Source organism: Halobaculum rubrum (genome assembly GCF_019880225.1).
Classification (GTDB): Archaea; Halobacteriota; Halobacteria; order Halobacteriales; family Haloferacaceae; genus Halobaculum; species Halobaculum rubrum.
This window is the reverse complement of the sequence record NZ_CP082284.1, coordinates 1717734-1742469: the sequence shown is the minus strand read 5'-3', so window position 1 is coordinate 1742469 and position 24736 is coordinate 1717734. Positions and strand designations below refer to the sequence as shown.

General features: G+C 68.5%; 24 protein-coding genes and 1 pseudogene. 6 read left to right on the top strand and 19 right to left on the bottom strand.

Annotated features, from left to right (window positions below):
- Positions 1-159 precede the first annotated feature (159 nt).
- Both heR and K6T25_RS15565 read right to left on the bottom strand, forming a co-directional pair.
- Positions 160-969 (bottom strand): heliorhodopsin HeR, encoded by an 810-nt coding sequence (gene heR, locus K6T25_RS09045; protein WP_225917721.1) that lies wholly within the window; start codon positions 967-969, stop codon positions 160-162.
- Between the two features lie 436 nt (positions 970-1405).
- Positions 1406-1608 (bottom strand): annotated as a pseudogene (locus K6T25_RS15565) (hypothetical protein); the annotation flags it as partial.
- 232 nt (positions 1609-1840) lie between these two features.
- Between K6T25_RS15565 and K6T25_RS09040 the strand changes: the two are divergent.
- Complete coding sequence (locus tag K6T25_RS09040) at positions 1841-3250, top strand: PAS domain S-box protein (protein WP_222913367.1); 1410 nt, start codon at positions 1841-1843, stop codon at positions 3248-3250.
- A 54-nt stretch (positions 3251-3304) separates the two neighbouring features.
- Here the strand turns inward: K6T25_RS09040 and K6T25_RS09035 are convergent, their stop codons facing one another.
- Positions 3305-3517 carry a hypothetical protein gene (locus K6T25_RS09035; RefSeq protein ID WP_222913365.1) on the bottom strand — a complete coding sequence of 71 codons (213 nt, stop codon included), beginning with the start codon at positions 3515-3517 and terminating at the stop codon, positions 3305-3307.
- Between the two features lie 492 nt (positions 3518-4009).
- On the opposite strand from K6T25_RS09035, the gene K6T25_RS09030 reads away from it, so the two are divergent.
- A complete protein-coding gene (locus K6T25_RS09030) occupies positions 4010-5758 on the top strand; it encodes a spermidine synthase (protein WP_222913363.1) in 1749 nt (582 codons plus the stop codon).
- A 123-nt stretch (positions 5759-5881) separates the two neighbouring features.
- Positions 5882-7144, top strand: coding sequence for a carboxylate--amine ligase (locus K6T25_RS09025; protein ID WP_222913361.1), 1263 nt, complete (start codon positions 5882-5884; stop codon positions 7142-7144).
- Between the two features lie 235 nt (positions 7145-7379).
- On the opposite strand, the gene K6T25_RS09020 is transcribed toward K6T25_RS09025, so the two are convergent.
- The 6 genes from K6T25_RS09020 to K6T25_RS08995 form a co-directional block, all read right to left on the bottom strand.
- Positions 7380-8531: a deoxyhypusine synthase gene (locus K6T25_RS09020; RefSeq protein WP_222913359.1), complete on the bottom strand. Its 1152-nt coding sequence runs from the start codon at positions 8529-8531 to the stop codon at positions 7380-7382.
- 75 nt (positions 8532-8606) lie between these two features.
- Entirely contained in the window at positions 8607-9314 is a 708-nt protein-coding gene (locus tag K6T25_RS09015) for a bacteriorhodopsin (RefSeq protein WP_222913357.1), read from the bottom strand.
- Positions 9314-11581, bottom strand: coding sequence for a methyl-accepting chemotaxis protein (locus K6T25_RS09010; protein WP_222913355.1), 2268 nt, complete (start codon positions 11579-11581; stop codon positions 9314-9316). The genes K6T25_RS09015 and K6T25_RS09010 overlap by 1 nt, the downstream gene beginning before the upstream one ends.
- Before the next feature lie 87 nt (positions 11582-11668).
- A complete protein-coding gene (locus K6T25_RS09005; RefSeq protein WP_222913353.1) occupies positions 11669-12436 on the bottom strand; it encodes a Nif3-like dinuclear metal center hexameric protein in 768 nt (255 codons plus the stop codon).
- A 99-nt stretch (positions 12437-12535) separates the two neighbouring features.
- Positions 12536-13435 carry an arginase family protein gene (locus K6T25_RS09000; protein WP_222913351.1) on the bottom strand — a complete coding sequence of 300 codons (900 nt, stop codon included), beginning with the start codon at positions 13433-13435 and terminating at the stop codon, positions 12536-12538.
- A 4-nt stretch (positions 13436-13439) separates the two neighbouring features.
- Positions 13440-13817 (bottom strand): translation initiation factor IF-5A, encoded by a 378-nt coding sequence (locus tag K6T25_RS08995; protein ID WP_159662468.1) that lies wholly within the window; start codon positions 13815-13817, stop codon positions 13440-13442.
- A gap of 131 nt (positions 13818-13948) precedes the next feature.
- Here K6T25_RS08995 and K6T25_RS08990 point away from each other — a divergent pair, with 131 nt between their 5' ends.
- Positions 13949-14380, top strand: coding sequence for a hypothetical protein (locus K6T25_RS08990; RefSeq protein WP_222913349.1), 432 nt, complete (start codon positions 13949-13951; stop codon positions 14378-14380).
- A 51-nt stretch (positions 14381-14431) separates the two neighbouring features.
- Here the strand turns inward: K6T25_RS08990 and K6T25_RS08985 are convergent, their stop codons facing one another.
- The 4 genes from K6T25_RS08985 to K6T25_RS08970 form a co-directional block, all read right to left on the bottom strand.
- Positions 14432-15127: an SDR family NAD(P)-dependent oxidoreductase gene (locus K6T25_RS08985; RefSeq protein WP_222917966.1), complete on the bottom strand. Its 696-nt coding sequence runs from the start codon at positions 15125-15127 to the stop codon at positions 14432-14434.
- An 86-nt stretch (positions 15128-15213) separates the two neighbouring features.
- Positions 15214-15681, bottom strand: a complete 468-nt coding sequence (locus tag K6T25_RS08980; RefSeq protein WP_222913347.1) for a desampylase — start codon at positions 15679-15681, stop codon at positions 15214-15216.
- A 17-nt stretch (positions 15682-15698) separates the two neighbouring features.
- On the bottom strand, positions 15699-16292 hold the full coding sequence (locus tag K6T25_RS08975) for an NUDIX hydrolase (RefSeq protein WP_222913345.1): 594 nt from the start codon (positions 16290-16292) through the stop codon (positions 15699-15701).
- A 70-nt stretch (positions 16293-16362) separates the two neighbouring features.
- Positions 16363-16776: an Lrp/AsnC family transcriptional regulator gene (locus K6T25_RS08970; protein WP_222913343.1), complete on the bottom strand. Its 414-nt coding sequence runs from the start codon at positions 16774-16776 to the stop codon at positions 16363-16365.
- 97 nt (positions 16777-16873) lie between these two features.
- Here K6T25_RS08970 and carA point away from each other — a divergent pair, with 97 nt between their 5' ends.
- Entirely contained in the window at positions 16874-17941 is a 1068-nt protein-coding gene (gene carA / locus K6T25_RS08965; RefSeq protein WP_222913341.1) for a glutamine-hydrolyzing carbamoyl-phosphate synthase small subunit, read from the top strand.
- Positions 17942-18217: 276 nt separating this feature from the next.
- Positions 18218-20008: a Rieske (2Fe-2S) protein gene (locus tag K6T25_RS08960; RefSeq protein WP_222913339.1), complete on the top strand. Its 1791-nt coding sequence runs from the start codon at positions 18218-18220 to the stop codon at positions 20006-20008.
- Positions 20009-20032: 24 nt separating this feature from the next.
- Here the strand turns inward: K6T25_RS08960 and K6T25_RS08955 are convergent, their stop codons facing one another.
- From K6T25_RS08955 to K6T25_RS08930, 6 genes are all read right to left on the bottom strand, one after another.
- Entirely contained in the window at positions 20033-20758 is a 726-nt protein-coding gene (locus K6T25_RS08955) for an HAD family hydrolase (protein WP_222913337.1), read from the bottom strand.
- A 79-nt stretch (positions 20759-20837) separates the two neighbouring features.
- Positions 20838-21272: an LWR-salt protein gene (gene lwrS, locus K6T25_RS08950; RefSeq protein ID WP_222913336.1), complete on the bottom strand. Its 435-nt coding sequence runs from the start codon at positions 21270-21272 to the stop codon at positions 20838-20840.
- Positions 21273-21284: 12 nt separating this feature from the next.
- The gene (locus tag K6T25_RS08945; protein WP_222913334.1) at positions 21285-21569 is read right to left on the bottom strand and encodes a 4a-hydroxytetrahydrobiopterin dehydratase; all 285 of its coding nucleotides are present in this window, start codon (positions 21567-21569) and stop codon (positions 21285-21287) included.
- 130 nt (positions 21570-21699) lie between these two features.
- A complete protein-coding gene (locus K6T25_RS08940; protein ID WP_222913332.1) occupies positions 21700-22620 on the bottom strand; it encodes a DUF7260 family protein in 921 nt (306 codons plus the stop codon).
- 98 nt (positions 22621-22718) lie between these two features.
- Positions 22719-24050, bottom strand: a complete 1332-nt coding sequence (hemA, locus tag K6T25_RS08935; protein WP_222913331.1) for a glutamyl-tRNA reductase — start codon at positions 24048-24050, stop codon at positions 22719-22721.
- A complete protein-coding gene (locus K6T25_RS08930; RefSeq protein WP_222913329.1) occupies positions 24043-24681 on the bottom strand; it encodes a precorrin-2 dehydrogenase/sirohydrochlorin ferrochelatase family protein in 639 nt (212 codons plus the stop codon). Before K6T25_RS08930 ends, hemA begins: the two co-directional genes overlap by 8 nt.
- Between the last annotated feature and the right edge of the window lie 55 nt (positions 24682-24736).

Here is a 24736-nt window from a genome sequence, read left to right as displayed (position 1 = left end):
TAGATCGGAGTCCACTGCCACTGTCTCAAATAAGTAGACGCGGTTCTGTGACGTTCGTTCCGTTTTCCCCCGCGACGGTAGGGGTAGAACGCTGGCCTCGGCACGCACGACTCACGATCGATCCATCGTGACTGAGTCTGGTGGGCCTCTCGAATTCGTTCAGATCGGGGAGTTCAGCGTCCCGAAGTACACCTGCCAGGCCAACAGGGATTTGGCAACCAGACTCAGCAGGACGTACGTTTTCTCGCCGAAAAGGTAGTCTTTCCACCGTGATACCTCCCGGTACTGTAGGGCCATGTTTAGCGCGAAGAGGTTGAAGAAGACGAAAATCGAGATGTAGATGTAGATGACGAACTCGGGAAACTCCCCGCCGCTAGCGGTCACCGTGCCGACGAACGTGATCGCGATGACGATCCAGGGCACGAGACCGGCGACGACACCGACCCAGTACGGCGTCCAGTCGGTTTCGTCGATCGACTCGTTGCGTCGCTCCATCAGCAATCCAGTGAGGTTCATCACGGCGACGAGTCCGAACAGCCCTACGAGCGTCCCCAGGTCCCAGATGCCGGCCAGCATGGCGATGACGACGATCATCAGCGAGGCACTCACGGCGTACTCGTACCAGCGGTAGGGGTTCATTCCCCTGTCGAGATACTCGACGTACCGTTCGTACAACACGGTCGCGATAGCGGTGTGGGCGAGGGCGGAAACGAAGAGGAAGCCCGCTACGAGCAGCGGGAGATTCGCGTCGATGAAGGAAACTGCTTCCGGGAAGATTGTCTCGGTTTCGGGGTTGAAGCCGTATCTGGTACGTGTGATCGGCCACAGAACCTGGTCGGCCAGGACGACCATCGCCACTCCCTGTAGAAAGTGCAGGACAGCCATGACGGCATTCCATAGTCGGAGTTGCGTGTCCCGGGCAGACCTCCGCTGGTCGACTTCGGACGCCACTGTGTTCGTTGTAGACATCATGTTATTTAACTTATCACATTGATATAGTTCTGTGGATGGTCGTGACGGTCGGTAGAGACGGGTTCCGAGATGCTGGCGTGATCTGGAACCACTCGACAACGCTTTCTAATGTACTGCCGACTGTAGCGGACATCACCCCTATCGGCCATGTCCCTCGGCGTGTCTGTCTCGACACCCTCGACGTCAGGCGGGTCCGGAACTTGGACGGCGCCGTCGAAAAAGGGTTATCGATAGAACGCTGGCCCCGGCACTCGCGGAAGCTGCGGTCAGTGCTAATTATAAAAAATTGATAATTATTGTGTTGATGTGGAGATGCGAAGAGGTGTCGTTAGATGATTGGTTGGAAAGAGAATATGGGTACGTCGCAAGACACAGCTCTGGCGAAAACACCCATCATGAAGGATACGGGCGCTGCTTCAGTGATCAGGTTCATCGGGTGCCAAGGACACGCAGTACCCGGTGTCAGGCTGTTTTCTTCGATGTACCCGAGAAACGTATAATTACAGGAGTATTCGGGTGAGCCACAGTCGTCGTCACAACCACGGAACAGATCGGGTCGTGGTCGAAAATACGGGAGTCACAGTACGCACACAGTTCGTCTGTCTCGGGAGTTGTAACAGTCGTAGACGTACCAATAGTAGTGGGCGCCCCAGAGCGAGTATATAATTATTCGGCTGTTCTGCTACTCCGGCTACTTTGCTTGTCGTCCTTTAGTAATGGCGTCGCTACGGTTACAGACGAAGTGACCGAACACATGTCCGTACGCTCTTCTTGCACCAAGATACCGATACAGGGGCAACAGGGGACGAACGACGGACAGCGACTACTGTATGCTGCCGTTATCAGCAGCGTTGGCGTGCTGTTTGCCGTGTTTCACGTCCCGCACTTTGTTGCGGACGTCGCCGGAGGGATGGGACTGCTGACCCTCCTCACCGGTGCGGCCTTCCCACTCACTCTCGCAGTAGCTATCGCTGTGGCGGGCTACTGGTGCTTGAGATGTGGGCTCTCCGCGCCCGAGGTACGGCGTGCCGCGATCTGGTTCGTTCTTGGGACGGTGGGCATGACCGTCGTCGCCGGTGCGATGGTCGCGTATCAACTTCTCAAGGGCGCGAACCTCTTGCACCTCCACTTTGTCATCTTGAACTTCGCGACTGCGGGCGGACTCGGCGGTTTCGTTATCGGGTGGTACGACGCAAAGAATCAGCGCCGACGGAACGAATTGCGCGTGTTCCGAGAGGTGGTTGAACACGCCGGGCACAGCATCTGTCTGACCGACCCCGACGGGACCATTGAGTACGTCAACGGCGAATTCGCGACCCAGACAGGGTACGACAGGGAGCAAGCACTGGGAGCCAATCCCGGAATCCTCCGTTCGGGCGTTCAGGACGAGGCGTTCTACGAGGAGATGTGGTCAACGATTCGTGCCGGCGATGTCTGGCACGGCGAACTCGTCAACGAGCATCGCGACGGGACGACGTACCACATCGACCAGACAATCGCCCCGGTTTTCGACGACGGTGGTGAGATAGAGCACTTCATCGGCATAAACAAGGACATCACCGCTCGAAAAGAATACGAGGCGGAACTCGAGCGCCAGAACGAGCGACTTGACGAGTTCGCGAGCGTTGTCTCTCACGACCTGCGGAATCCGCTGACTGTGGCGTCCGGCCGAGTTGAACTTGAGCGTGCCGAGCGTGATAGCGACCACCTGGATACGGCAATCAACGCCTTGGAACGGATGGAGCGACTCATCGACGACATGCTCGCGCTGGCGCGTCAGGGCGAAGCAGTTGGAGAAACCCAGACGGTGTCGCTCGGGTCTGTCAGCGAGGCCGCATGGAAACAGGTCGAGACGGCCGGAGCGGAACTCTCAGTGGAGACAGAGCTGTCCATCGAGGGCGACCCTCATCGCGTCCAACAGCTCATAGAGAACCTCTTTCGGAACGCAGTCGAACACGGCACTGCGGACGGGCAGTCCGCGACCGGCGATGCGGGCGACGACCCCGAACTGCGTGTGACTGTCGGAGATCTCGACGACGGGTTCTTCGTCGAAGACACTGGACAGGGCCTCCCGGACGACGATCGGGACTCGATCTTCGAGTCGGGATATACCACCAGCGAGGATGGGACTGGACTCGGACTGGCCATCGTCAGACGCATTGCCGTGGCACACGGCTGGGAAACTTCAGCGACGAACGGCCCGAGCGGTGGTGCAAGGTTCGAGGTCACTGCCGTGAACGTAGTGAGGGCTACCACGAAGTCTTCAGCCGTAGCATGAGGTATGCACGCCCGCTAGATCACGACTCGCGCTGAGACACATGCGGCCCTTCTATCAAGAGCTGAGCAAGTCGAGAGACACGGGGATGCAGTACACGTCGTTGATCGACTTCTTGACCGCGGCTGGCTCTACGAAGTCAGTAAGCAACGTCGCAACGCCGACTGAGTCGTCTACAGACGAGTCTCTACTCGCGACACCAACCCCTGCCATCTTCGTATTGTACCCTTGCACGCGCAACAGATCCGCTGTCCCCAGCCACGTCTCCACGACCGGGACTCGTGACTTCGTCGATGCCGTGTTGACTACATCCTTTGCACTCCGCAGGCCGTTCGTATCGACTGCGCAGTTTTCAACAGCGCCAGTCTATCATTTTTGTACCAAGAGGTGTTTTATCAGATCGATGGATCAGTGGTTCAGTCGTCACTTCGTTCGGACTGCTAACGGTCGGCGCGGGAGCGGGAATAGCCGGGTGTAGCGCTCCGTCACCGCCCGAGTCGACCAGCGGTTCGGCACTCGACGCGATTCTCTGACGTTCGTGCACTTCTCCTCGCGAATGTATGGATAGAACGCTGGCCTCGGCACTCATAGGGCTCGTCGTCGCGCCGGAGCCACCCGGGCTCGGAGCGGTCGCCTCGTCATCGGCCACTCGCCCCTTCCTCGCCGCGACGCAAGTGCGTTTCTCCTGCCGACCGGGAGGCCGGACCCGGTGGGACACCAGCCCGTCGAACAGTTATGACGCTCGGACCCGTGGCACCGATAATGGGTACGACCCGCCGCCTCGACGCCCTCCGACTGAGCAGGCCGGAGATCGCCGTGTTCGTCTCCGGGGTCGCGAGTATGGGCCTGGAGATCCTCGCCGGGCGGATGATCGCCCCGCAGTTCGGTAGCAGCATCTACACCTGGGGAACCATCATCGGCGTGTTCCTCGCGGCGCTCAGCTACGGCTACCACCGCGGCGGCAAGCAGGCCGCAGAACGCGCGACGAACGGCCGGATGGCCCGCGTGTTCCTGCTGACGGCCGCCTACGTCGCGGGGCTGATCCTCGTCGGCGACGTGCTCCTACGCGCCACGTCGGGGTTTCCCCTCCCGAGCCGGGTCGCGTCGCTACCGGCGGTGACGCTGCTGTTCGGACCGCCGACGTACCTTCTCGGCTACGTCAGCCCGTACGCCGCCGAGCTGTCCGCGAAAGAGGGGCTGGGCGAGGCGTCGGGACACGTGTACATGCTCGGCACCGTCGGCAGCATCGTCGGGGCGTTCGCGACCACCTACCTCCTGATCCCGTCGCTCGGGATCGACCAGATCGCGTTGACGTTCGGGGCGCTCTCGATCGCGGCGGCAGTCGCGATCAGTCGGCCGATCGACCGCGAGCGCGCGACCGTCACCGGCTTCGTCGCGCTGCTGCTCGTCGCGTCGGCCGCGACCGGGGCGGCGGGCTACACAGTCGAGGGGCAGGTCGTCCACGAGACGCAGACGCCGTACCAGAGCCTCCGGGTCGTCGACCTCGGCGACACCCGAACCCTCTATCTCGGTGGCCAGCGGCACAGCGCGATGGATCTGAACGAACCGAACCGACACGTGTTCGAGTACACGCGCTACTTCCATCTCCCGTATCTCTTCGCCAACGACCCCGACGAGATCGACCGCGTGCTGTTCATCGGCGGCGGCGGGTTCACCGGCCCGAAGCGGTTCGTCCACGAGTACGACGACGTGACCGTCGACGTCGCCGAGATCGACCCCGCGGTGATCGCGGCGTCGAAGGAGTACTTCCGCGTCGAGGAATCCGAGCGGCTGAACATCCACAACGAGGGTGGCCGCCAGTTCCTCCGGGAGACGAACCACACGTACGACCTGATCGTCCTCGACGCCTATCAGAAGGACAAGGTACCGTTCGAGCTGACGACGCGGGAGTTCATGTCGCTGGCGAGCAGTCGACTCGACGAGGACGGGATCCTCTTCGCGAACCTCATTTCGGCGGCCAGCGGCCCGGCCTCGAAGTTCTACCGCGCGGAGTACCGGACCATGTCGCGGGTGTTCCCGCAGGTGTACAGCTTCCCGACCACCGGCGGCGGCGTCGTCCAGAACATCGAACTGGTCGCCACGAAGAACGACAGTCGGATCTCGGAGGAACGGCTGCTCGCACGCAACGAGCGGCGCGACATCGGCATCGACCTCGACGCGGAGATCCGGACGTACGCCGCCGCGCCGCCGACGGACGACGTGCCCGTCCTGCGCGACGACCGGGCTCCCGTCGACAGCCTCCTGGATCCGATGGTCGGCCAGCGCTACGTGGTTCAGGAGTCGGACGTGAACAACTCGAATGCCACCGGGTCGGACACAAGCGAGTCGACGGGCGACCGCGAACAGGAGCGTGAGCGGCGGACCGGCCCGGCGCTCGTCCACGACGTGAGCGTCCGTCCCGCACCGGAGACGGAACCTGCTGCGACGCCCCGCGGCCCCGACGCTCACACGATCGAGTCCGACCGGACCGTATCGTCGACGCTGCCGTAGTCGACACCGGGTCCGACGCCGGCGTGTCAACCGATGATGCGGGCGATCGGCCGGTTATCAGCACCGTACTCGGGGATCAGCGCCACATACTAATCGCGGATACCGCCCAACGTAGCGGAACGAATGGACTCCGCGAACGAGAGGCGCGAGCGCGCGCTGATCCCGACAGGGTACGACGGAGCGACGTGTGCGTGCGTCCGGTCGCTCGCACGGCAGGGAGTGGGCACGATCGTCGCATCGGAGAAGCCGGACGTCCCGGCGGCCGCGTCGCGCTACTGCGACGAGTCGGTCACGCTCCCGCCACCGCGAGCGGACCTGCTGACGTATCGGGACGCGCTCATGGCGCTGGCCGAACGCGAGGACGTGCGGACGATCATCCCGGTCCGGCCGGAGGACACGTACCTGCTGTCGCGGTACGAGGCGTCGTTCGCCGAGCACGTCTCACTGGTCGTTCCGTCGATGCCGCAGTTGGAGCGCGTCTTCGACCGCCTCCAGCTCGCGGCGGCCGCGGAGGCGGCCGGCGTCCCGGTGCCCGAGACCCGGCGCCTCTCCGATGTCGACGACTGGAGCCCCGATCTGCTGATCAAATCGCGGTACAACGTCCTCACGGGTATGTCCCTCGACAAACTGGGGCCGGCTGACGTGGACGTCGTGAAGGACATCCACCACGTCGGCCGCGGCGAGACCCCCGACGTGTCGGAGATCCGTGCCTCGATGGGGCACGACCCCATCGTGCAGGAGTTCGTCCACACCGACGGGGAGTTCATGTTCGCCGGGCTGTACGACCACGGCGACCCCCTCGCGACGTTCCAACACCGCCAGATCCGCGGGAACTCCTACACCGGCGGCGGCGGCGTCTACCGTCGGTCGATCTCCGACCCGGAGCTGGAACGTGTCGGGAGGGCGCTACTGGAGGAACTCGACTGGCACGGACTCGCGTGTATCGAGTATATGCGCGACGCCACGACCGGCGAGTACGTCCTGACCGAGATCAACCCGCGGATGTGGCAGTCGCTCCCGTCGACGGTCCATGCGGGCGCCGACTTCCCCTGGCACTGCTGGCTGGCGGCGACCGGACGGGCGGACGCGATCGACGACGGCTACGACGTCGGCGTCGGAACCCACATGCTCTACGGCGAGTTCGGCTACCTCATGAGCGTCCTGACGGAGGACTCGCCACACGTCGAGCGACCCTCCGTCCCCGGAACTCTCCGGGAGATCGGCGCCTCGATCGTCCGCGAGCCACACTTCGACTACCTCACGCTCGACGACCCCGGGCCGTTCGTCGCCGGGCTCCGCAGGGCGCTTCCGGAGGGCGTCGTCGACGGCCTGTCGCGGCTGCCGTGGCCCCGCTACGCCGACGACCGCGCGCCGCGACACTCCTGACCGATCGGGGACCCGAACGGGACCGCTGTCGATGTCAACGTTCGAACCTGACGTGGCAACGGTTGTCACGAGCCGTCGCTTTCAAGAACGTCCCCGAGGTATGCGAGCTATACACATGAGTCTCACCGGCTCCGACCGCGTCTTCTGCCACGACTGTGGCAGGGGGTTCGACTCCGCAGCGGAACTCGAACGACACGTACGAGAGGAACGGATCGACGGGTAGCGGCTACCAGTCCTACTCGACCTCGACCCGCTCGCGCGCCGCCGCGACGAGCAGCGGGAGAAACACCGTCGCGTCGCCGTAGACGGACGCGTTCTCCGCGTCCGTCTCCAGTTTCCCCCACGAGCGCGCCTCCTCCAGCGTCGCCCCGGAGAGCCCGCCGGTCGCCTCCGGGTCCATCGTGATCTGCACCGCGTAGTCGTACGCACGCGGGGTGACGAGCATCGTCTGGAGCGTGAAGTTCTTCGGCACGCCGCCGCCGATCAGCAGGCAGCCGGCGTTGTCGGCCTCGAACGCCTGGTCCGTCAGCGGCGTCATGTCAGCCAGCGCGTCGAGCGTCAGGCCGGAGGTCTGGCTGTACATCCACGCCTGCAGCCCGAGCACCGAGTCCTGCACGGCGGGGCAGTAGATCGGCACGTCGTGCTCGTGCGCGGCGGCGGCGACCCCGGGGCCCTCGTCGACGCCCTCGCGTTCGTTCACGGCGGCGTTCGCGCGGCCCAACTCGGCGGTCAACTCGGCGATCGAGACGGCGCCGTCGCGCTCGGCCAGCGGCGGGAACACCTCCTCGCGGAGGTGCGCCTCGAACTCCGCGAAGTGCTCCTGCGGGAGATAGACGTTGTAGATCCGGTCGACCTCCTCGTCGCGAAGCTGCTCGTCGTGCTCGCGGAGACTCTTGCCCTCCTGCCGCTCCTCGCCGTGGTCACGCGAGCCGGACGGCGAGTGTGAGTAGGAGCCGCCGGTCCGCCTCGGCGGGCCGGCGTCTCCGTGGTGGTGCTTTCCGCCGATGGCCTCGATCGCGTCGTGGGTGAGGTTCGCCCCCGTCGTCACGAGCGCGTCGACGTAGCCGTCGCGGATGAGATCGGCGACGATGCGGCGCATCCCGGTGGGGACCATCGCGCCCGCCAGCGAGACGAAGACGGTGCAGTCGTCGTCGGCCCACATCTCCGAGAGCACGTCTGCGGACTCATGGACCGACTCGGCACCGATGCCGGCGTGACCGTACTGCTCGACCAACTCGCCGACGGTCATGCCGCCGCGGACCCGCGCGTGTCCCAGCGGGTCGTGGTCGAACGCCTCGCGCTCGGGCGGGTGGTGGCCGCCGTCGCCGGCGTCGATTCCCTCCGTATCGTCTCCGGCGTCGCGTCCGTCGTGGTCCTCGTCGCTCATTGTCGGGCGTGCGGCCGCGGGGCGTTTGAACCGCGTGGTTCGTGGCCGTGGTCGCCGGGACCGCAGCCGGCTCTGTCAGTCCGCGGCGACCGGGTCGGACCCCGCCGCGGTCTCGCCGTCCCCGACGGCCGCGAGCCCGTTGACCGCCATCACGACGAAGCCGCCCTTCGCGACCACGTCGAGGTAGACGAACACGAGCACCTCCGTCGACGGCTGGAGCAGCCCGATCCCGGCCGGCCCGAGCAGCCAGACGACGGGGTACATCGTCCAGAGGACGACCGTGACGTTGCGGAGCTTCTCGAAGGTCGCCCCGTGGCGGTCGTCGTCGAAGGCCGCCAGTCGGGGCAGTCGGACGACCAGTTCTCGCGCGAGCGCCAGGAACGCCGCGGCGCCGGCCGCGAACGCGAGGAACCGCACCGGCGTGGGGAGGACGACCGACGCGACCCCCAGGACGATGACCGCCGCATCGAGCGCGAGCAGTCGACCCAGCGCTCGTCGGCCCGCGTTCGTCAGCAGCCAGAGGTAGCCGACGAGCAGCAGCGTCGTCACGAGCCAGTCGGCGTACCGGAGCACGTACAGCGGCCGTCCGTCGACCGTGACGGTCCCGACGCCGAGGGCCATTCCGAGGTACGCGACCGCCGCGATGCCGGTGATCCCCACGAGGGTGAGGTAGTGCACCCTATTGTCGGGGTCGGCGACGAGCTGCCACAGGGGCGGAAGCGTGCTCAGCGCCATCCCGGCGAAGCCGAGCGACAGCCAGAGTCCGACGGTGAACGCGAGCATCAGTCGTCCGCCCCCGTTGGAGCCGCGGCAGGTCGCTCGGGTTCGATCCGCTCGTCGGCGTCCACCTCGAACTCGTCGAGCAGGCTCCGGAGCCGTCTGGCCCGGGTCGCCAGGTCCGTCGCCGCTCCGTCGACGTCGGCCAGCGCGTCGGTCTGTTCGTCGGTCGCCGCGGCCGCACGCTCGGCCTCCGCGGTGGTCTGATCGCCGATGGTCGCCACCTCCTCGACCATGCCGACGGCCGAGTCGACCGCGTCGGCCTGCTCGTCGGTGGCTCGCTCGATCCCCGAGAGCTCGTCGTCGATCCCCTCGACGTGGCTCGCGACCGTCGAGAGCGACTCGATCGCCCCCTCGACCGTCTCGACGCCGGCGCGGACGCGCTCGCCCGTCTCCCGCATCCCCTCGACCGTCGCGTCGGTTCGAGACTGTACCCGGTCGATGCGCGACTCGACCGCCTCTGCCGACTCCTTCGTCTCCTCGGCGAGCGCCTTCACCTCGTCGGCGACGACCCCAAAGCCGTCGCCGGCGGCGCCGGTCCGGGCCGCCTCGATGGAGGCGTTGAGCGCGAGCATGTTCGTCTGTTCGGCGATATCGGCGATCACCTCGGCGATCTCGCCGATCTCGCCCACCTCGTCGTCGAGCGTCTCCAGTTCCGCCATCGTATCGGCGGTGCGCTCGCGCACGGCGTCCATCTCGTCGAGCGCCTCCTCGGCGACGGCCTGCCCGTCCGCGCCCGCCTCCGCCGCGCTGCTTGCGGTGTCCGCGACCCGCTCGACGGTGGCGGCGACCTCCTCGGCGGAGCCCGCCAGCTGTGACATCTCGTCTTCGACGTCGTGGAGGTGGTCGGTCTGGTCGTCGGCGCCCGCCGAGATCTCGGCCACCGACTCGGCGACGGCCGCGCTCGCGGTTCGCGCCTCCTCCGTGTTCTCCTCTGCCGCGTCGGCGGCGGCGACGACGTGTCCCGAGAACCGCTTCACGTCGACGAGCGTCGCCTCGATCTCCGCGACCATCCCGTTGAACGCGTTCCCGACCGCCCGCATCGCGTCGCTGTCGACGTCGGTGTCGATCCGGCGGGAGAGGTCGCCGTCCGCGACCGCTCGCATCACGTCGCCGTACTCGTCGGCGGTCGACTCCAGGCGCTCGGCGCTCGACTGCGCCCGCGACCGTGCGGCCTCGGCGTCGGCGCGGGCCGCCTCGGCCTCGTCGATCGTGTCACCGAGGGACCCACGCATCGTATCGAACGACCGAACAACCGTCCCGAGTTCGTCGTCGCGACGGCTCCGCATCTCCACGTCGAGGTCGCCGGCGGCCATCGCGTCGGCGCGGTCGGCGAGCCGGCGCAACGAGATGACCGTGTTCGAGCCGACGGTGACGCCGACGACCGCGAGGCCGACGACCGTGAGCAGGATCAGTCCGAGGATGCTGGAGGTGACGCTGTCGCCGAGCGCGTACGCGCTCGCCGCCGGCGTCCGCGTCACGACGGTCCATTCGGTCCTCGACAGCGACGCCGACGCCATCACCCGGCCCTCGCGCTGTGTGACGCCGTCGCCGCCGTCGACCGAGCCGGCGGCGTCGAACGCGTCGGTGATCCGTGCCGTGTCGGGGTGGGCGACGAACTCGCCGTCACCGTCGACCACGAGCGTCTCGGTGTCGGAGCCGTCCGAGAGCGCCGCGGCCCGCGACTCGATGTCGATCATGTAGATGAGCGCGCGGTCCTCGACCCCGGGGACGGGCGAGACGACCGCCACGACCGGGTGATCGACGACCGGTACCTCGAAGGGGTCGGTCACGTGCGTGTCGTCGGAGCCGGAGAACTCCGGCGGGTTCTCGGCGAACGGGGCCCCCTGCTCGGCCGGGCTCACCCCGATCATCGGGTCGGCGGTCGAGGTGACGATCTGCTTCTCGCCGGTGTCGTAGTAGTGGACGGCGGCGACGTCCTCCGGGAGGGCGTCGGCCGCCTGTAGCTCCGCGAGGTGGTCGTCGACGCGGTCGACGTCGCCCGAAGCGACGGCGGGGTGCCGCGAGGTCATGACGGTCTGCTTCTGTACACCGGCGAGCCAGGTGTCGAGGGTGTCGGCGCGCACCTCCGCGGTCGAGGACAGTTCCGCGTTGACGTCCTGTCGCAGTTGCGTGTCCGTCTGGACGTGGACGACGACGCCGAACGCGACCGTGAGCACGACGACCGCCAGCAGGGCGAACGTCAGCTTGGCCGCGTACCGCTGTCGAAGCCAGTCCGGAACGAGCGCGCGCCAGGCACTCGTGAAATCCATACCGTACCGAGCGCGGCGATCTACTGATAAACCCAGGGGCCTAAGTATCAGGATCGAAACGAACGCCGATCCGCGGACGTGGGTCCGTCACAGCCCGGTCGGGTGGTCGATGTAGCGTGTCTCCAGCCCCCAGTCGTCCGCGAGCGACTGCAGCGCGCGAACGCCGAACGTCTCGGTCGCGTAGTGGCCCGCGAGGAACACGGAGACGCCCGCCTCGCGCGCCTCGTGGTACGCCTTCCCCTTCCCCTCGCCGGTGACGAGCGCGTCCAGCCCCAGCTCCTCGGCCTCGCGCAGCCAGTCGCTCCCGCTGCCGGTGACGATCCCGACTGACTCGATCTCGTCGGGGCCGAACGCGAGCGCCTGTACGCCCTCGCCGCCGTGGTCCAACTCCGCCTCCAGCGTCGCCGCGAGTTCATCGGCCGTGTAGCCGTCGGGCGCGACGCCGCGCTGGCCGACGTGCTCCGGTCCGATCTCGCCGAACGGCTCGCGGCCGACGAGGCCGAGCACGTCCGCGACGCCGGCGGCGTTGCCGAGTTCCTGCTGGCCGTCGAGCGGGAGATGCGAGACGTACAGCGCCACGTCGTTCGCGACGAGCGGTTCGATGCGGTCGTACTCCCGACCCGTCACGCGATCGAGGCCGCCCCAGATCATCCCGTGGTGGGTCACGAGCGCGTCGGCGCCGAGATCCACGGCGGCCTCGGCGGTCGCCTCGACGGCGTCGACCGCGAACGCGACGGTCTCGACCTCGCCCGCGTCGCCCCCGACCTGCAGGCCGTTGGGGGAGGCGTCGAGGTCGGCGTACGCGTCGGTGTCCAGCTTCGCGTCGAGTCGGTCGACGAACTCCGATCGCTGCATGGAGTGGCGTTCGACCGGCGGACGTTTGTAGCCACCGCGTCGGCGACGCGGACCGGTCACCGCGCCGGCGACGCGAACCGGTCCCGAGCGCGGGAGAGTTCAGTTCGCGTCGGCGTGGGAGTACACCGCCTCCCGCAGCAGTTTCCCGGCCAGTGCCGCCGCCTGTCCGTCGTCGCGGTCGTTCACCTCCACCGCGTCGACGCCGACGGAGTGGGGCGCGACCGCACGAACCGCGTCGCGCATCTCCCGCGGGGAGAGCCCGAACGGCTCCATCGTCCCGGTACCGGGCGCGAAGCCGGGGTCAGCGCCGTCGATGTCGACCGAGAGGTACGCGTCGCGGCCGCCGAACCCGTCGAACTCGCGCGTCCAGTCGGCCACGTCCTCGGGCGCGACGACGGTCACGTCGGACGCCTCGGCACGCTCCCACTCCTCGGGAGAGCCGGTGCGGGCGCCGAGGACCACGACCTCGTCGACCGTCGGGAGGTCGTCGACGCCGGTGTCGGCGGCGGCGTCCGCGCCATCCGCCTCGTCCGCGCCGTCCGCGCCGTCACCCGAGTACCCGTCGATGCATCGACGGACCACGCACGCGTGATTCAGCGGGTTGCCGTCGTATGCGTCGCGGAGGTCGAGGTGCGCGTCGACGGTGACGAGCACGTCGGGGTCGCTCGCGCGAACGCCCGCCCACGTGACGGTGTGCTCGCCCCCCACGAGGAGGGGAACGGCGTCGTCGATGACCGCCGCGCGCAGCTCGGCGCTCAGGTGATCGAGGTATTCGTCGAGCGCGTCCCACGCGGGCACGTCGCCCGCGTCGTGGACGCGGAGATCGGAGAAGAACGAGTCCGTCCGTCGGTCGTAGTCGTCGTAGGTCGAAGCGAACTTTCGGACCCGATCGGGCCCGAAGCGAGTCCCCGGCTGGAACGTCGTCGTCGCGTCGAGGGGGGAGCCCGTGAGGACGTACGCCGCCTCGTCGCGATCGACGACCGCGCCGGGGAACCGCATGGAACTATCCGACGACTTTCCGCTGTCCCTCGTACTCGAGGTACTCGATGTTCTGGTCGGGCGTGAAGTCCTCGTCCTCGGGGACGCGCATCGTGAACGTCTCGTAGGTGTCCAGATCCATGACCTGCGCGTCGTCGCCGGAGATGGAGACGACCTGTCCCTGCTTGCGCTGGATGATCGGGACCCAGACCTTCGCGTCGACGGGCTGGGAGAGCGAGCGTTTCCTGTCATCGAACACGCCCTTGCCCTCGATACGGGCCTTCGCGCTGCCGTGCTTCCCGGGCTTGGCGGTGCTGTAGGCGTTGATCTTGCAGGGGGAGTCGTCCATCATCACGTAGCTCCCCTCTTGCAGTTCGCGGACCTGCTTCTGCTCTCTCGGCATACCTCGCGATTCCCGTCGGACCGGTATAAACGGTTTGATAGTGCCGGAGCCGGCCGAGATCGGGTCCGCCGCTGTGACGAGCGAACACGGCTCACTACGTGATTATGTGCCGTCACGACGAACGGGAGATCATGACTGACGACGCGGAGGCACCGACCCACGACGAGACACGACGCCGGGACGAGACGCCGACTCACGACGGTGACAGCCGACCCGAGGGCGACGGGAACAACGACGAGGCCGCGCCGGCGACGCTCGGCGAGGACGGCGCGGGGGACGCCGACGCGCCGATCGCCGACGATGCCTCGGTCGCGAAGGTGTACTACGAGGACGGCGAGCCGGTGGTGCTCTCGGCGGCGTTCGTCATCGAAGACTGGCCGTGGGTCGTCGGATTCGACCAGGCCGGCACCGACGGCTACGACTACGTCTCGATCCCGACCGAGCGGATCGTCGGCGTTCGCAGCCCGCGGTACGCCGTCTTCTCGCACAACGGCCGCCGCGTCACCGCCTACGGCGTCATGGACGAGGATATCAGGGAGTTCCGCGACCTCCTCCCGCTGTGAGCCGCCACGACGCCGGCGAGGAACGCGTGAACACCGGTCGGTTCCCTGCCGTCACCAGTCGATGATCTCGCGGTCGCGCCAGAACCGCCCGCCCGGACCGTCGCGGAACCGCGCGAGCCACGTCGGCGTTTCCGCCCCCTCGGCGGGCGTCCGCGGCGCCTCCTCGCCGCCCATCTCGGTGTGGACCCAGCCGGGGCACACCGAGTTGGCGATCAGGCCCTCGTCTGCGTACTCGCCGTGGAGGTACTTCGTGAGCCCGTTGAGGCCCGTCTTCGTCACGCGGTAGGCGGGCGACCCGCCCGACTGCTCCTCGCCGAGCGCGCCCATCCCCGAGGAGACGTTGACGATCCGCGGCGTCGCCGTGTTCAGCATCGGCGGGATCGCGTACTTGCACAGCAGCATCGGCCCGCGGAGGTTCACCGAGATGGAGTGGTCGACGTGGTGGCTCCGCTCCTCGTGCAGCGCCGCGCCGAAATGGCCGACGCCGGCGTTGTTGACGAGGACGTCGAGCCCGTCCTCGTCCTCGCCGATCCGGTTGAGCGCGTCCTGGATGTCGCCCTCCTGGCTCACGTCGAGAGTCACGCGCTCGTACTCGTCGGGGAGGTCGTGGGTGACGCTGCGCACGCCCGCGTAGACGGTCGCCCCCAACGCGGCGAGGTCGCTCGCGATCGCGGCGCCGATGCCGCGGTTGGCGCCCGTGACGAGCGCGGCCTGTCCCGAGAGGTCGTCGTAGAGATCCGGCTCCACCGAGGACTCCTCGCCGGGAGCGGGCGTGCCCGCGCCGCCCGCGTCGGCGTCGCTGTCGGTCATACCCGACGTTGACGGCGGGGGCATTACGGCGTTTCGACCCGGAGCGGCCGGAACGACTCGCCGGTCCAGCGGGACGCGACGATCCCTTCGGGCGCGACGATCGCGTAGACGTAGCCGGTCCACGTCGCGCGGTCGCGGTCGGTTTCGGAGGGTTCGGCCGGACCGCGCGGGTGACTGTGATAGAAGCCGATCACGTCGCGGCCGCGGTCCTCGGCGTCCTCGACGGCGGCGACGGTCTCCGCGGGGTCGAGTTCGTAACGACGCTCGACGTCGGCGGCGACGTTGGCGACGGGGACCGCCTCGGCGACGCGATCGGCCGCGTCCGTTACTTCGATTCCGTCGCCCGTGCCGTCCGTGTCGCCCCCGCTGTCCGCGCTGCCCGCGCGGTCGCCGACGAGCACGCCGCACACTTCCGCGGGGGCGCCCGCCGCCCGGCGCTCGTGGAGCGCGTCGCGAACGGCGGCCGGCAACAGGAGGCGATCGACGGGCATGGGGTCGGTTCGTGGCGCTACTCGAAATCGCGCCGCATGGCGATCTCGAACCACGGGCACAGGCGCAGTTGGCGGTACCACTCGGGGTGCTCGTGGAAGTGCTCGTAGTCGACCCACAGCAGGCCCGCGATCTCCTCTTCGTCGGGGTTCAGCGCGTCCTCCTCCAGCGTGACCTTCAGCACGGCACAGACCTCCCACTCCAGCCCCGCGTTCTCGAAGTAGCGCTTGTACTCGAAGCGGTCGGTGAGCGTCACGTCGCCGTACTGGTCCGGGGTGATGCCGAGCTCCTCCTCCAGCCGCTGGCGGGTGGCTTCCCTCTGTGTCTGTCCCTCGACGGGGTGGGAAGCGACCGTGCCGTCCCAGTAGGTGCCCCACAGGCGCTTGCCGGGCGCGCGTTGGCCCAGCAGAAGGCGGCCTTGGGAGTCGAAGACGAGACAGGTGAACGCGCGGTGGCGGATACCGTCGCCGGTGTGGGCGTCCAGTCGGTTCACCGCGCCCTGCGGGTTGTCGTCGCTGTCGACGGCGATCACGTCCTGGAGGGCGTTCTCGTGTTCCGAGTCCTCGCTCGCGGTCGCCGCGGTGTCGCTCGCGCCGGCGTCCTCCGTGCTCATAGCGCGTTGTGCGTCAGGGTGGACCATGACCGCTTCGGTCGACCGCGACCGGTTCGCTTCCGGCGACGACCTAGCCGAGCCGTTCGTCGAGAATGAGCCGCGTCTTCGTCCCCTCGATCTCGTCCAGTTCGCGGGCGCGCGTGATGAGTTCGTTGACCGCGCGGGTGTCGACGCAGTCGACGATGAGCACGATGTCCTCCTGTCCCGACACCTGCCACACGAAGTCGACCTCCTCCCAGTCGGCGAGGCGCTCGGAGACGGCGCTCGTGTTGACGTTCATGTCGACGGAGATCTCCACCATCGCCTTCACGTTCCCCGTGCGCGTGGTGACGGTGAACCGCTCGATCACGCCGTCGCTGGTCATCCGGTCGACGCGGTTGCGCACCGTCCCCTCGCTGGTGCCGACCTCATCGGCGATCTCGGTGTACGGCGTTCGGGCGTCCCGTCGAAGGAGGTTGAGGATGCGCCGGTCCAGGTCGTCCATGCACGCCCTTGGCCGAGGCCCGCCAAAGATATTACGAACTTCGTAACGTATCTTCGAACGACGCACTTATATTCCGCCCGACGCTGTGTATCTCGTAATGGCGGACGCCTACGTCGCCCTGGCCGACGGCCGTGTCTTCGAGGCACGCGCCCGCGCGCCGGGCCGGACACGTGGTGAGTTGGTCTTTACGACCGCGTACACCGGGTACGAGGAGTCGCTCACGGATCCCTCCTACGAGGAGCAGGTTCTGACGTTCTCCTACCCGTTGATCGGCAATTACGGCGTCCGAGACGAGCGGTTCGAGTCCGACCGCGTCCACCCGAACGCCGCGATCGCCCGCGAGTTCACCGACGACGTGGCCGAGTGGCTCGAGTCGGAGGGCGTCCCCGCGGTCGACCACCTCGACACCCGCGACATCGTCACGAGCGTGCGCGAGGAGGGCGCGATGGCCTGCGGCATCGCCGCCGGGCCGGACGCGTCTCCGGAGGCCGCGAAGGAGGAACTGGCGCAGTGCGTCGAGATGTCCGACCACCTCGACATCGGCAAGCAGGTGTCGACGGACGAGGCGTACACCGTCGAGGGCGGCGGCGAGTACGACGTGGCGCTCGTCGACTGCGGCATGAAGGGCTCCATCTCCTCCTCGCTGGCCGAGCGCGGCGCCGACGTACACGTGTTGCCGTACGACGTGGACGCCGAGACGGTCGCCGAGGTGGACCCGGACGTGCTGTTCGTCTCGAACGGCCCGGGCGACCCCGCGAACTTCGAGTCGGCGCAGGCGCTCGTCGAGGAGTTCGCCGGCGAGATCCCGCTGGCGGGCATCTGTCTCGGCCAGCAGATCGTCGCCCGCGCGTTCGGCGGCGACACCGAGAAGATGGCGTTCGGTCACCACGGCGTCAACCAGCCCGTGCGCGATCTGGAGACGGGACGGGTCGTCATGACGACCCAGAACCACGGGTACTCGGTCGCCGACCCCGGCGACCTGGAGGTGACGCAGGTGAACGTCAACGACGATACCGCCGAGGGGCTCAAAAGCACCGAGTGCGCCGTCGTCACCCGGCAGTACCACCCCGAGGCGAACCCCGGCCCGCACGACTCGCTGAGCTTCTTCGACGACGTGCTCGAGATGGCGGGCAACGGGTCGCGGACCCCGGCCACCGCCGACTAACGCGAGGCCGACCGAAGTTCTCGTGAGCGACCGGGGGGAGCGAACGAGAGCACGCAGAACGAGCGAAGCGAGTTCCGCGAAGGGAGGCCTCGGAGGGACGGCGTTCACAAATCGCGCGGCGATTTGTGCGCTCACGAGACCGGCGGTCTCGTGAACGGCGAGCTTGTGGGCGAGCCGCCCACGAAAAACGCGAGATCGAGCGCACCGAAATCTCCACGTTCTTACAGAACTCGGCTTCCGAGAAGCTACTTCCCCGCTCGTGTCGTCCCGCCGAGTATGGCAGTCGATGACACGAGCCACGGCGAGTTCCACGAGGCGGTCGACCTCGCGGACCTGCGCGAGGAGGGTCGCGCGCTGACCGCCGTCGACGGGACGCCGATCGCGGTGTTCCACCACGAGGGCGAGGTTCGGGCGGTAAACAACCGCTGTCCGCATATGGGCTTTCCGCTGACGGAGGGGAGCGTCGACGAGGGCGTGCTCACGTGCCACTGGCACCACGCCCGGTTCGAGCTCTCCTGCGGCGACACGTTCGATCCGTGGGCCGACGACGTGGACACGTACCCGACCGAGATCCGGGAGGGGACGGTGTACGTCTCCCCGGAGCCTCGACGTACGGAACCACCGGAGCGCCACTGGCGCGGCCGCCTCGACGACGGCCTCGAGCAGAACCTCCGGCTCGTGCTCGCGAAGTCGGCGGTCGCGCTGCTCGACAGCGGGGTCAGCCCCGCGGAGGTCGTGGAACGCGGCGTCACGTTCGGCGTCCGCAACCGCGCCGAGGGCTGGAGTACCGGGCTCACGATCCTCACGGCGCTGGCGAACCGTCTCCCCGATCTCGATGAGCAGGACCGGAAACGGGCGCTGTATCAGGGGCTCACGGAGGTCGCCGGCGACTGCGACGGCGAGGCGCCGAAGTTCGATCAGGAGGCGTTCGCCGCCACGGACGTACCGTTCGAGCGCCTGCTGTCGTGGTTCCGAGAGAACGTCGAGGTGCGCGACGCCGACGGCGCCGAGCGCGTGCTGCGTACCGCCGTCGCCGCCGGCTACGGCCGCGAGGCGCTGACCGAGCTGCTCGTCACCGCGGCGACGGACCACCGCTACCTGGACACGGGTCACACCTTCGACTACGTGAACAAGGCGACCGAGGCCCTCGATCTCGTCGGCTGGGACGACGAGGAACGGACCGCCGAGGTGCTCGCCTCGCTCGTGCGCGGGCTCGCGACCGCCGACCGCGCCGAGGAGACCTCGTCGTGGCGGCAGCCGGACGACCTCGCGGCGATGTGCGAGGACACGTTCGCTCGCCTCGACGACCTCGTCGCCGCCGGCGAGGGGGAGACGTGGACCGAGCCGGACGACTTCACCGAGCGCCTGCACGCCGCCGACCCCGAGACGGTGTTCGACGCGCTGGAGGGGGCGATCCGGGACGGCGCGACCGTCGAACAGCTCGCGAGCGCGGTGTCGTTCGCGGCCGCCGAGCGCGTCGCGCTGTTCGCCACGAGCAACGAGTTCGACGACTGGAACACGGTCCATCACACGTTCACCTTCGCGAACGCGGTCCACCGCGCGGCCGAACGAACCGACGCGACGGCGCTGTACCGCGGCGTGTTCGACGCCGCCGCGAACGTCTATCTCGACCGGTTCCTCAACACGCCGCCGGCGCCGGCGGCGACGGGCGATCCCGACGCGGATCCGGACGCGGCGCTGGAGTCGCTCCGTGCGGCGTTCGAGCAGCAGGGGAAGGTGCAACAGGCGGGCGACGCGGTCGCGGACTTCCTCGCCGCCGGCGGCGACCCCGACCGGCTGAAGGCGGAACTGGGGAACGCGCTGCTGGTCGAGGACACGAACTTCCACACGTTTCAGGCGTACGAGGCGGCGTGTCGACAGTTCGATGCCCGGGACGATCCGGACGACCGCCGCGACTGTCTCGTCGCCGCCGCGCGCTACATGGCCGCCCACTACCCGACGCGCCGCTCTCGCGAGCAGACGTTCTCCATCGCCGCGCGGCTACTGCGCGGAGAGCGGATCGACGCCGCGGAGAACGCGAGTCCCGAGACGAGCGCGGGCGACTGACCGGGACTCCGGCGACGCAGCCGGTCAGTCGAGCGCGTCGCCGTCGAAGCCGGAGCCGTCCGCGCGAGCGGCCCCCGACCCCCACGCGCTGCCGGCCGTGCCGGTCCGCGGGAGGTCGTCGAAGCTCCACACGCGGTGATCCGCCCGGACGCAGCGGCCGCGCCGGTCGTGCCCGTGGCGCTCGACGTGGACGGCGTCGAGGCCCGCGTTCCACGCGGCGCCCACGTCGCTGTCGCCGTCTCCGAGGTAGACGCCCCGCTGGCTCGTCGGGTCGACGCCGATGTCGTCCATCGCGATGTGGAGCGGGTCGGGGGCGGGCTTCCACCCCGTCTCGTCGGAACACGAGAGGAACGTGTCGAAGCGGGCGGTCAGGTCGAGGCGATCGGTGACCGGTCGCGCGAGGAACTCCGCGCAGTGGGTGACGAGCCCCACCGGAACGTCCTGCCCGTGGATGTCGTCGAGCAGCCGCGCGGCGTCGTCGTGGAGGTACGAGGCCTCGGCCCGCGCCTCGGGGTCCTCGACGGCGTGGAACGCCGGCCAGAACTCGGTCGGGTCGAGCCCCCACTCCCGAAGCAGCGGGTCGCGCGCACCCGAGAGCCCGTGCCACAGCACTTCCGACTGCCGGTCGGAAAAGTCGTAGCCGATGCGGGATCCGACCCGGTCGAACACCTCGCGGGTGTACGACCACTCCGCGTCGACGAGCGTGCCGTCGAGGTCGAACAGCCAGAAGTCGTACGTGTTGGGGACCATCGAAGGAGTCTGGAGTAGGTCGTTCCCGCTGTTATATCTTCGTACCCTAACGGTCAGTAACAGTCGGGTTTGTCATCGCTTACCAACCGTCCGCGGTTGAACCCGCCGACTCGTCGGTCGGCCGTCCGGTCTCCGCACCCCCAGGCGAGTCCACTCGGATCGACGAGCCGAGGTACTTGTGCAACGCCTCGCGGACCGAGTCGGCGCGAAACGCCGCGAGGTCGTCGCCGACGGCGTCCCGGAGCGCGTCGAGATACGCCTCGTCGGTCTCGAACTCCGCGAACGTGGCGGACACCACCTCGACTCCCGCGGGGAGCCGGTCGGCACACAGCGTGCGGACGTGCTCCTCGTCGTTCGCCTCGCCGCGCCACAGCGCGTCGCGAAACAGCAGCCACCCCTCCTCGCCCGGCCGCGGCGCGGGGATCCGAAGCACCGTCTCGAAGACGTCCGGGTCGATCCGCGCGCGCCGCGGCGAGAGGGTGAACCGAACGCGGAACACATACGATGCGTCCATCGCCTCCCCCGGTCACTCCGCGAGTTCGTTCAGTCGCTGTGCCAGGTCGATGTCCTTCCCGGTGACGCCGCCGGCGTCGTGGGTAGTGAGCCGGACCTCGACCTCGCGCCACTCGACCGTCATCGACGGGTGATGGAACGCCTCCTCCGCGAGGCCGCCCGCGCCGGCCGCGAAGCCGACGCCCTCGAGATACGAGTCGAACTCGAAGGTACGGGCGATCTCGTCGGTGTCGGCGTCGTGATGCCAGCCGTCGGGCAGTTCCGCCGCGATCTCGTCGGTCTCGAGTACGTCGCTCACGCGAACACGAACGGACCCCCGGGGCAAAAGCGTATCTCGGCGGGTCGACCCGTGAGAACGGGACGGGCGCTCGGACAGAAGCGGTCAGACGGAGCGGGTCGAGACGCGTCCGGGATGCGTCCGGGACGCGTCAGCGGTTGCACGCGGCCGACGCCAGCGCGGACTTCGCGTCGTCGATCGACGAGAGCGTGCTCGCGCCCGCCGACAGCACCGGATACGGTGAGGATAACGAGCTGTAGAGGTAGTCGAACCAGTTGCTTCGGTCGCCCTCCTCGTCGTGGATTCGAGTCTGCCGGTCGGACAGCAGCGACTCGACACGTCCCTCGTACCACTCGAGGCGCTCGTACTCCGCGATCAAGTCAGTGTAGGCCGCGCGCGACAGCTCGCGGTCGGCGACGCTCTCGCTCGCATCGACCGCGGGCGCGAGCGTCGACTCGGCCGCCTCGATCGACGACCGCTCGGCCTCCAGCTTCGAGAGCAGGTCCGTGCGTTCCTCGCTCGCCCGCCGGGCGCCGCTCGCGAGGGTCGTCCGCAGCGACGGGGTCAGCGTCCCGCCCTCCTCGGCGAGCGCGCTCGCGACCGGCGCGGAGAACTCCTCGGCGACGTTCGTCGCGAGCGTCTCGTCGTACTCCTCCTCGTAGTGGGTCGTCGCCATGACGGTCTCGCGGTAGGCCCGACGGGCGTCAGCCAGCCCGCCGCCGTCGACGGCGGTCCCTCCGGACGGCACCGTCAGGACGTTCGTTCCCCCGCCGGTCGGCGTCGGGGCGGCGCGTTCGCTCGACTCAAGGTTCGCGACGCGGCGCCGGAACCGCTCGAACGCGTCCCGCTCGGCGCGCGTGCGAGTCGCCTCCCGCGCGAGCGCCTCGCGTGCGCCGTCGAGCCGCGTAAGCACCGTCCCCGCGACGACGGCGAGCATCGCCGTCAGCCCCAGGACGGCGATCGCGGCGGCGACGTCCGGTTGTCCGCACGCCGTGGCCCGGCACACCGACTCGACGCCCAGTTCGACCGGTTCGGTCGACAGCCGACCGACACCGTGACTCGCTCCTTGCATACACCTACGTGTGACGGCATCGCACATCACAGTTTCCCCTAGGGAACACGGGAGCGAAATTTTCTCTCGGCGTTCGTGGGAAACCGAACGACCGCGGCTCAGTCCTCTGAGCGCTGTTCGAGCACTCCGTCGGGGATGTCCGCGCTGCCGTCGGGCGATCGTGCGCTCTCGGGCGTCGACGGCGGTCCGTCGAACTCGGGGTCGAACAGCTGCATCGCCGTGTGGATCGTGGCCCAGTCGTCCTCGGCGGCCGCCTCGCGGAGGCTCTTCGTCGGCGCCGCGAGGAGCTGTCCGACGAGGGCGTCCGCGAGGCCGGCGACGGCCTCGCGCTGGTCGTCGGTGAGTTCGCCGTGGGCCTCCAGCTTCGCCATCGCCTCGCGCAGCTCGCGCTGTTTCGTCCGCTCGGCCGACTCGTACATCGCGGAGACGGCGTCGTCGGCGCGCTTTCGCTTGAACTCCTCGAGGAGCCGATCGAACTCCGCGTCGATCAGCTCCTCGACGGCCGTCGCGGCGGCGGCGCGCCGCTCGCGCGCCTCGTCGGTGACGGTCTCGAGGTCGTCGATGTCGCGGACGGCGACGCGGTCGTCGCCGGCGTCCGGGACGACGTCGCGGGGCTGCCCGAGGTCGATACACAGCGTCTCGCCCGCGTCGGCGACCGTGCCGTCGCGGACAGTAGGCTCGTCCGCGCCGGTCGCCGCGATGACGACGTCCGCGCACGCGGCTGCCGCCGGCAGATCGTCGAGTTCGATCGCCGTCGAGTCGGTGTCGAGGTCGGACGCGACGTGCTCGGCGGTCCGGAGCGTCCGATTGGCGACGACGATCCGCGAGACCGGCGAGGCGTCCAGCGCCCGCGCCGAGAGCAGGCCCATCTCGCCGGCGCCGACGACCAGGCCCGAGGCGTCGGCGAGATCGATCTCCCGGGCGGCGAGTTCGACGGCTGCCGACCCGAGCGACAGCGACCCCTCGTTGATCGCCGTCTCGGCGCGTGCGCGTTTGCCGACCTGCTGTGCCTTCGAGAGCGCGTCGTCGAGCACGCCGCCCGACAGTCCGCCGACTCGGCGGGCGGCCTCGGCGGCGTCGTGCAGTTGGCCGAGGATCTGGTCCTCGCCGAGCACGAGCGACTCCAGCCCCGCCGCGACACGCATGAGGTGTCGCAGGCTGGCCTCGTGGTCGAGGTAAACGATGGCGCCCTCGCGAACGTCGGGAGCGAGCGCCTCCACCGCCGCCCGCGCGACCGCGGCGTCGTCGGCGGCGACGTACGCCTCCGCCCGGTTGCACGTCTGGATGACGAACGCCTCCTCGATTCCCTCGCGCGCGAGCAGGTCCGACACGAGCGTCGCGGCGTCCGCCGTCTGGGCGGACTCGATCTCCTCGACGGACGCGTTCGTGTGGCTGACGCTCACGCCCGCGATGACGCCGGTGTCAATCATTGGTCGCCTCCATGACTCGGTCCGCTTCCTGCCGGGCGTTGGAGAGTCCCTCTTGTAAAGCCTTCCAAACTGCCGACGACCCGACCACCGCGCGAACCGCCTCCCGTCGGTCGGTCGGCGGGACGTCGGCCGCCTTGAGGTCGGCCCTGATCTCCGCCAGCAGGTCGGCCATCGGTCCCGCCCCCTCGATCTCCGACTCGAGCCGGCGACGTAGCTCCTTCGAGAGCGCGGGCGCGGCGCCGCCGGTCGCGACGGCGGCGACGACCGAGCCGTCGCGGACCGTCGCCGGAACGACGACGCTGCCGGCGTCGCGCCCGCCCGAGCGGTCCGCCCGGTTCACGAGCGCGCCCGCCTCGCGGGCGGCGCGCTCGGCCGCCTCGTTCACCGCGTCGTCGTTCGTCGCCGCGACGACCAGCGCCGGGGAGACGCGGTCGACCCAGTCGGCCACCTCCTCGGCCGCCGGCGACGCGCGAACCATCTCCGCGTCGCCGAAGTCGCGGTCGGCAAACGCGGGGCTGACGACGACCGTCCTCGCCTCTCGGGCGAACGAGCGGGCCTTGCGAGCGCCCACCGGCCCGCCGCCGACGACGAGCACGGTCTCCCCCCCGAAGTCGTGTAGCAGCGGGATCACGGGTCTGCCTCCGCATCGTCCGGCGGTTTGCTCCGATCTATATAAACTTCGCCCC

Coding starts and splice junctions, on each gene's coding strand:
- heR (WP_225917721.1), bottom strand. CDS start 969: ATGTCTACAACGAACACAGTGGCGTCCGAAGTCGACCAGCGGAGGTCT.
- K6T25_RS09030 (WP_222913363.1), top strand. CDS start 4,010: ATGGGTACGACCCGCCGCCTCGACGCCCTCCGACTGAGCAGGCCGGAG.
- K6T25_RS09025 (WP_222913361.1), top strand. CDS start 5,882: ATGGACTCCGCGAACGAGAGGCGCGAGCGCGCGCTGATCCCGACAGGG.
- K6T25_RS09020 (WP_222913359.1), bottom strand. CDS start 8,531: ATGAGCGACGAGGACCACGACGGACGCGACGCCGGAGACGATACGGAG.
- K6T25_RS09015 (WP_222913357.1), bottom strand. CDS start 9,314: ATGCTCGCGTTCACCGTCGGACTCTGGCTGTCGCTCGGCTTCGCCGGG.
- K6T25_RS09010 (WP_222913355.1), bottom strand. CDS start 11,581: ATGGATTTCACGAGTGCCTGGCGCGCGCTCGTTCCGGACTGGCTTCGA.
- K6T25_RS09005 (WP_222913353.1), bottom strand. CDS start 12,436: ATGCAGCGATCGGAGTTCGTCGACCGACTCGACGCGAAGCTGGACACC.
- K6T25_RS09000 (WP_222913351.1), bottom strand. CDS start 13,435: ATGCGGTTCCCCGGCGCGGTCGTCGATCGCGACGAGGCGGCGTACGTC.
- K6T25_RS08995 (WP_159662468.1), bottom strand. CDS start 13,817: ATGCCGAGAGAGCAGAAGCAGGTCCGCGAACTGCAAGAGGGGAGCTAC.
- K6T25_RS08990 (WP_222913349.1), top strand. CDS start 13,949: ATGACTGACGACGCGGAGGCACCGACCCACGACGAGACACGACGCCGG.
- K6T25_RS08980 (WP_222913347.1), bottom strand. CDS start 15,681: ATGCCCGTCGATCGCCTCCTGTTGCCGGCCGCCGTTCGCGACGCGCTC.
- K6T25_RS08975 (WP_222913345.1), bottom strand. CDS start 16,292: ATGAGCACGGAGGACGCCGGCGCGAGCGACACCGCGGCGACCGCGAGC.
- K6T25_RS08970 (WP_222913343.1), bottom strand. CDS start 16,776: ATGGACGACCTGGACCGGCGCATCCTCAACCTCCTTCGACGGGACGCC.
- carA (WP_222913341.1), top strand. CDS start 16,874: ATGGCGGACGCCTACGTCGCCCTGGCCGACGGCCGTGTCTTCGAGGCA.
- K6T25_RS08960 (WP_222913339.1), top strand. CDS start 18,218: ATGGCAGTCGATGACACGAGCCACGGCGAGTTCCACGAGGCGGTCGAC.
- K6T25_RS08955 (WP_222913337.1), bottom strand. CDS start 20,758: ATGGTCCCCAACACGTACGACTTCTGGCTGTTCGACCTCGACGGCACG.
- lwrS (WP_222913336.1), bottom strand. CDS start 21,272: ATGGACGCATCGTATGTGTTCCGCGTTCGGTTCACCCTCTCGCCGCGG.
- K6T25_RS08940 (WP_222913332.1), bottom strand. CDS start 22,620: ATGCAAGGAGCGAGTCACGGTGTCGGTCGGCTGTCGACCGAACCGGTC.
- hemA (WP_222913331.1), bottom strand. CDS start 24,050: ATGATTGACACCGGCGTCATCGCGGGCGTGAGCGTCAGCCACACGAAC.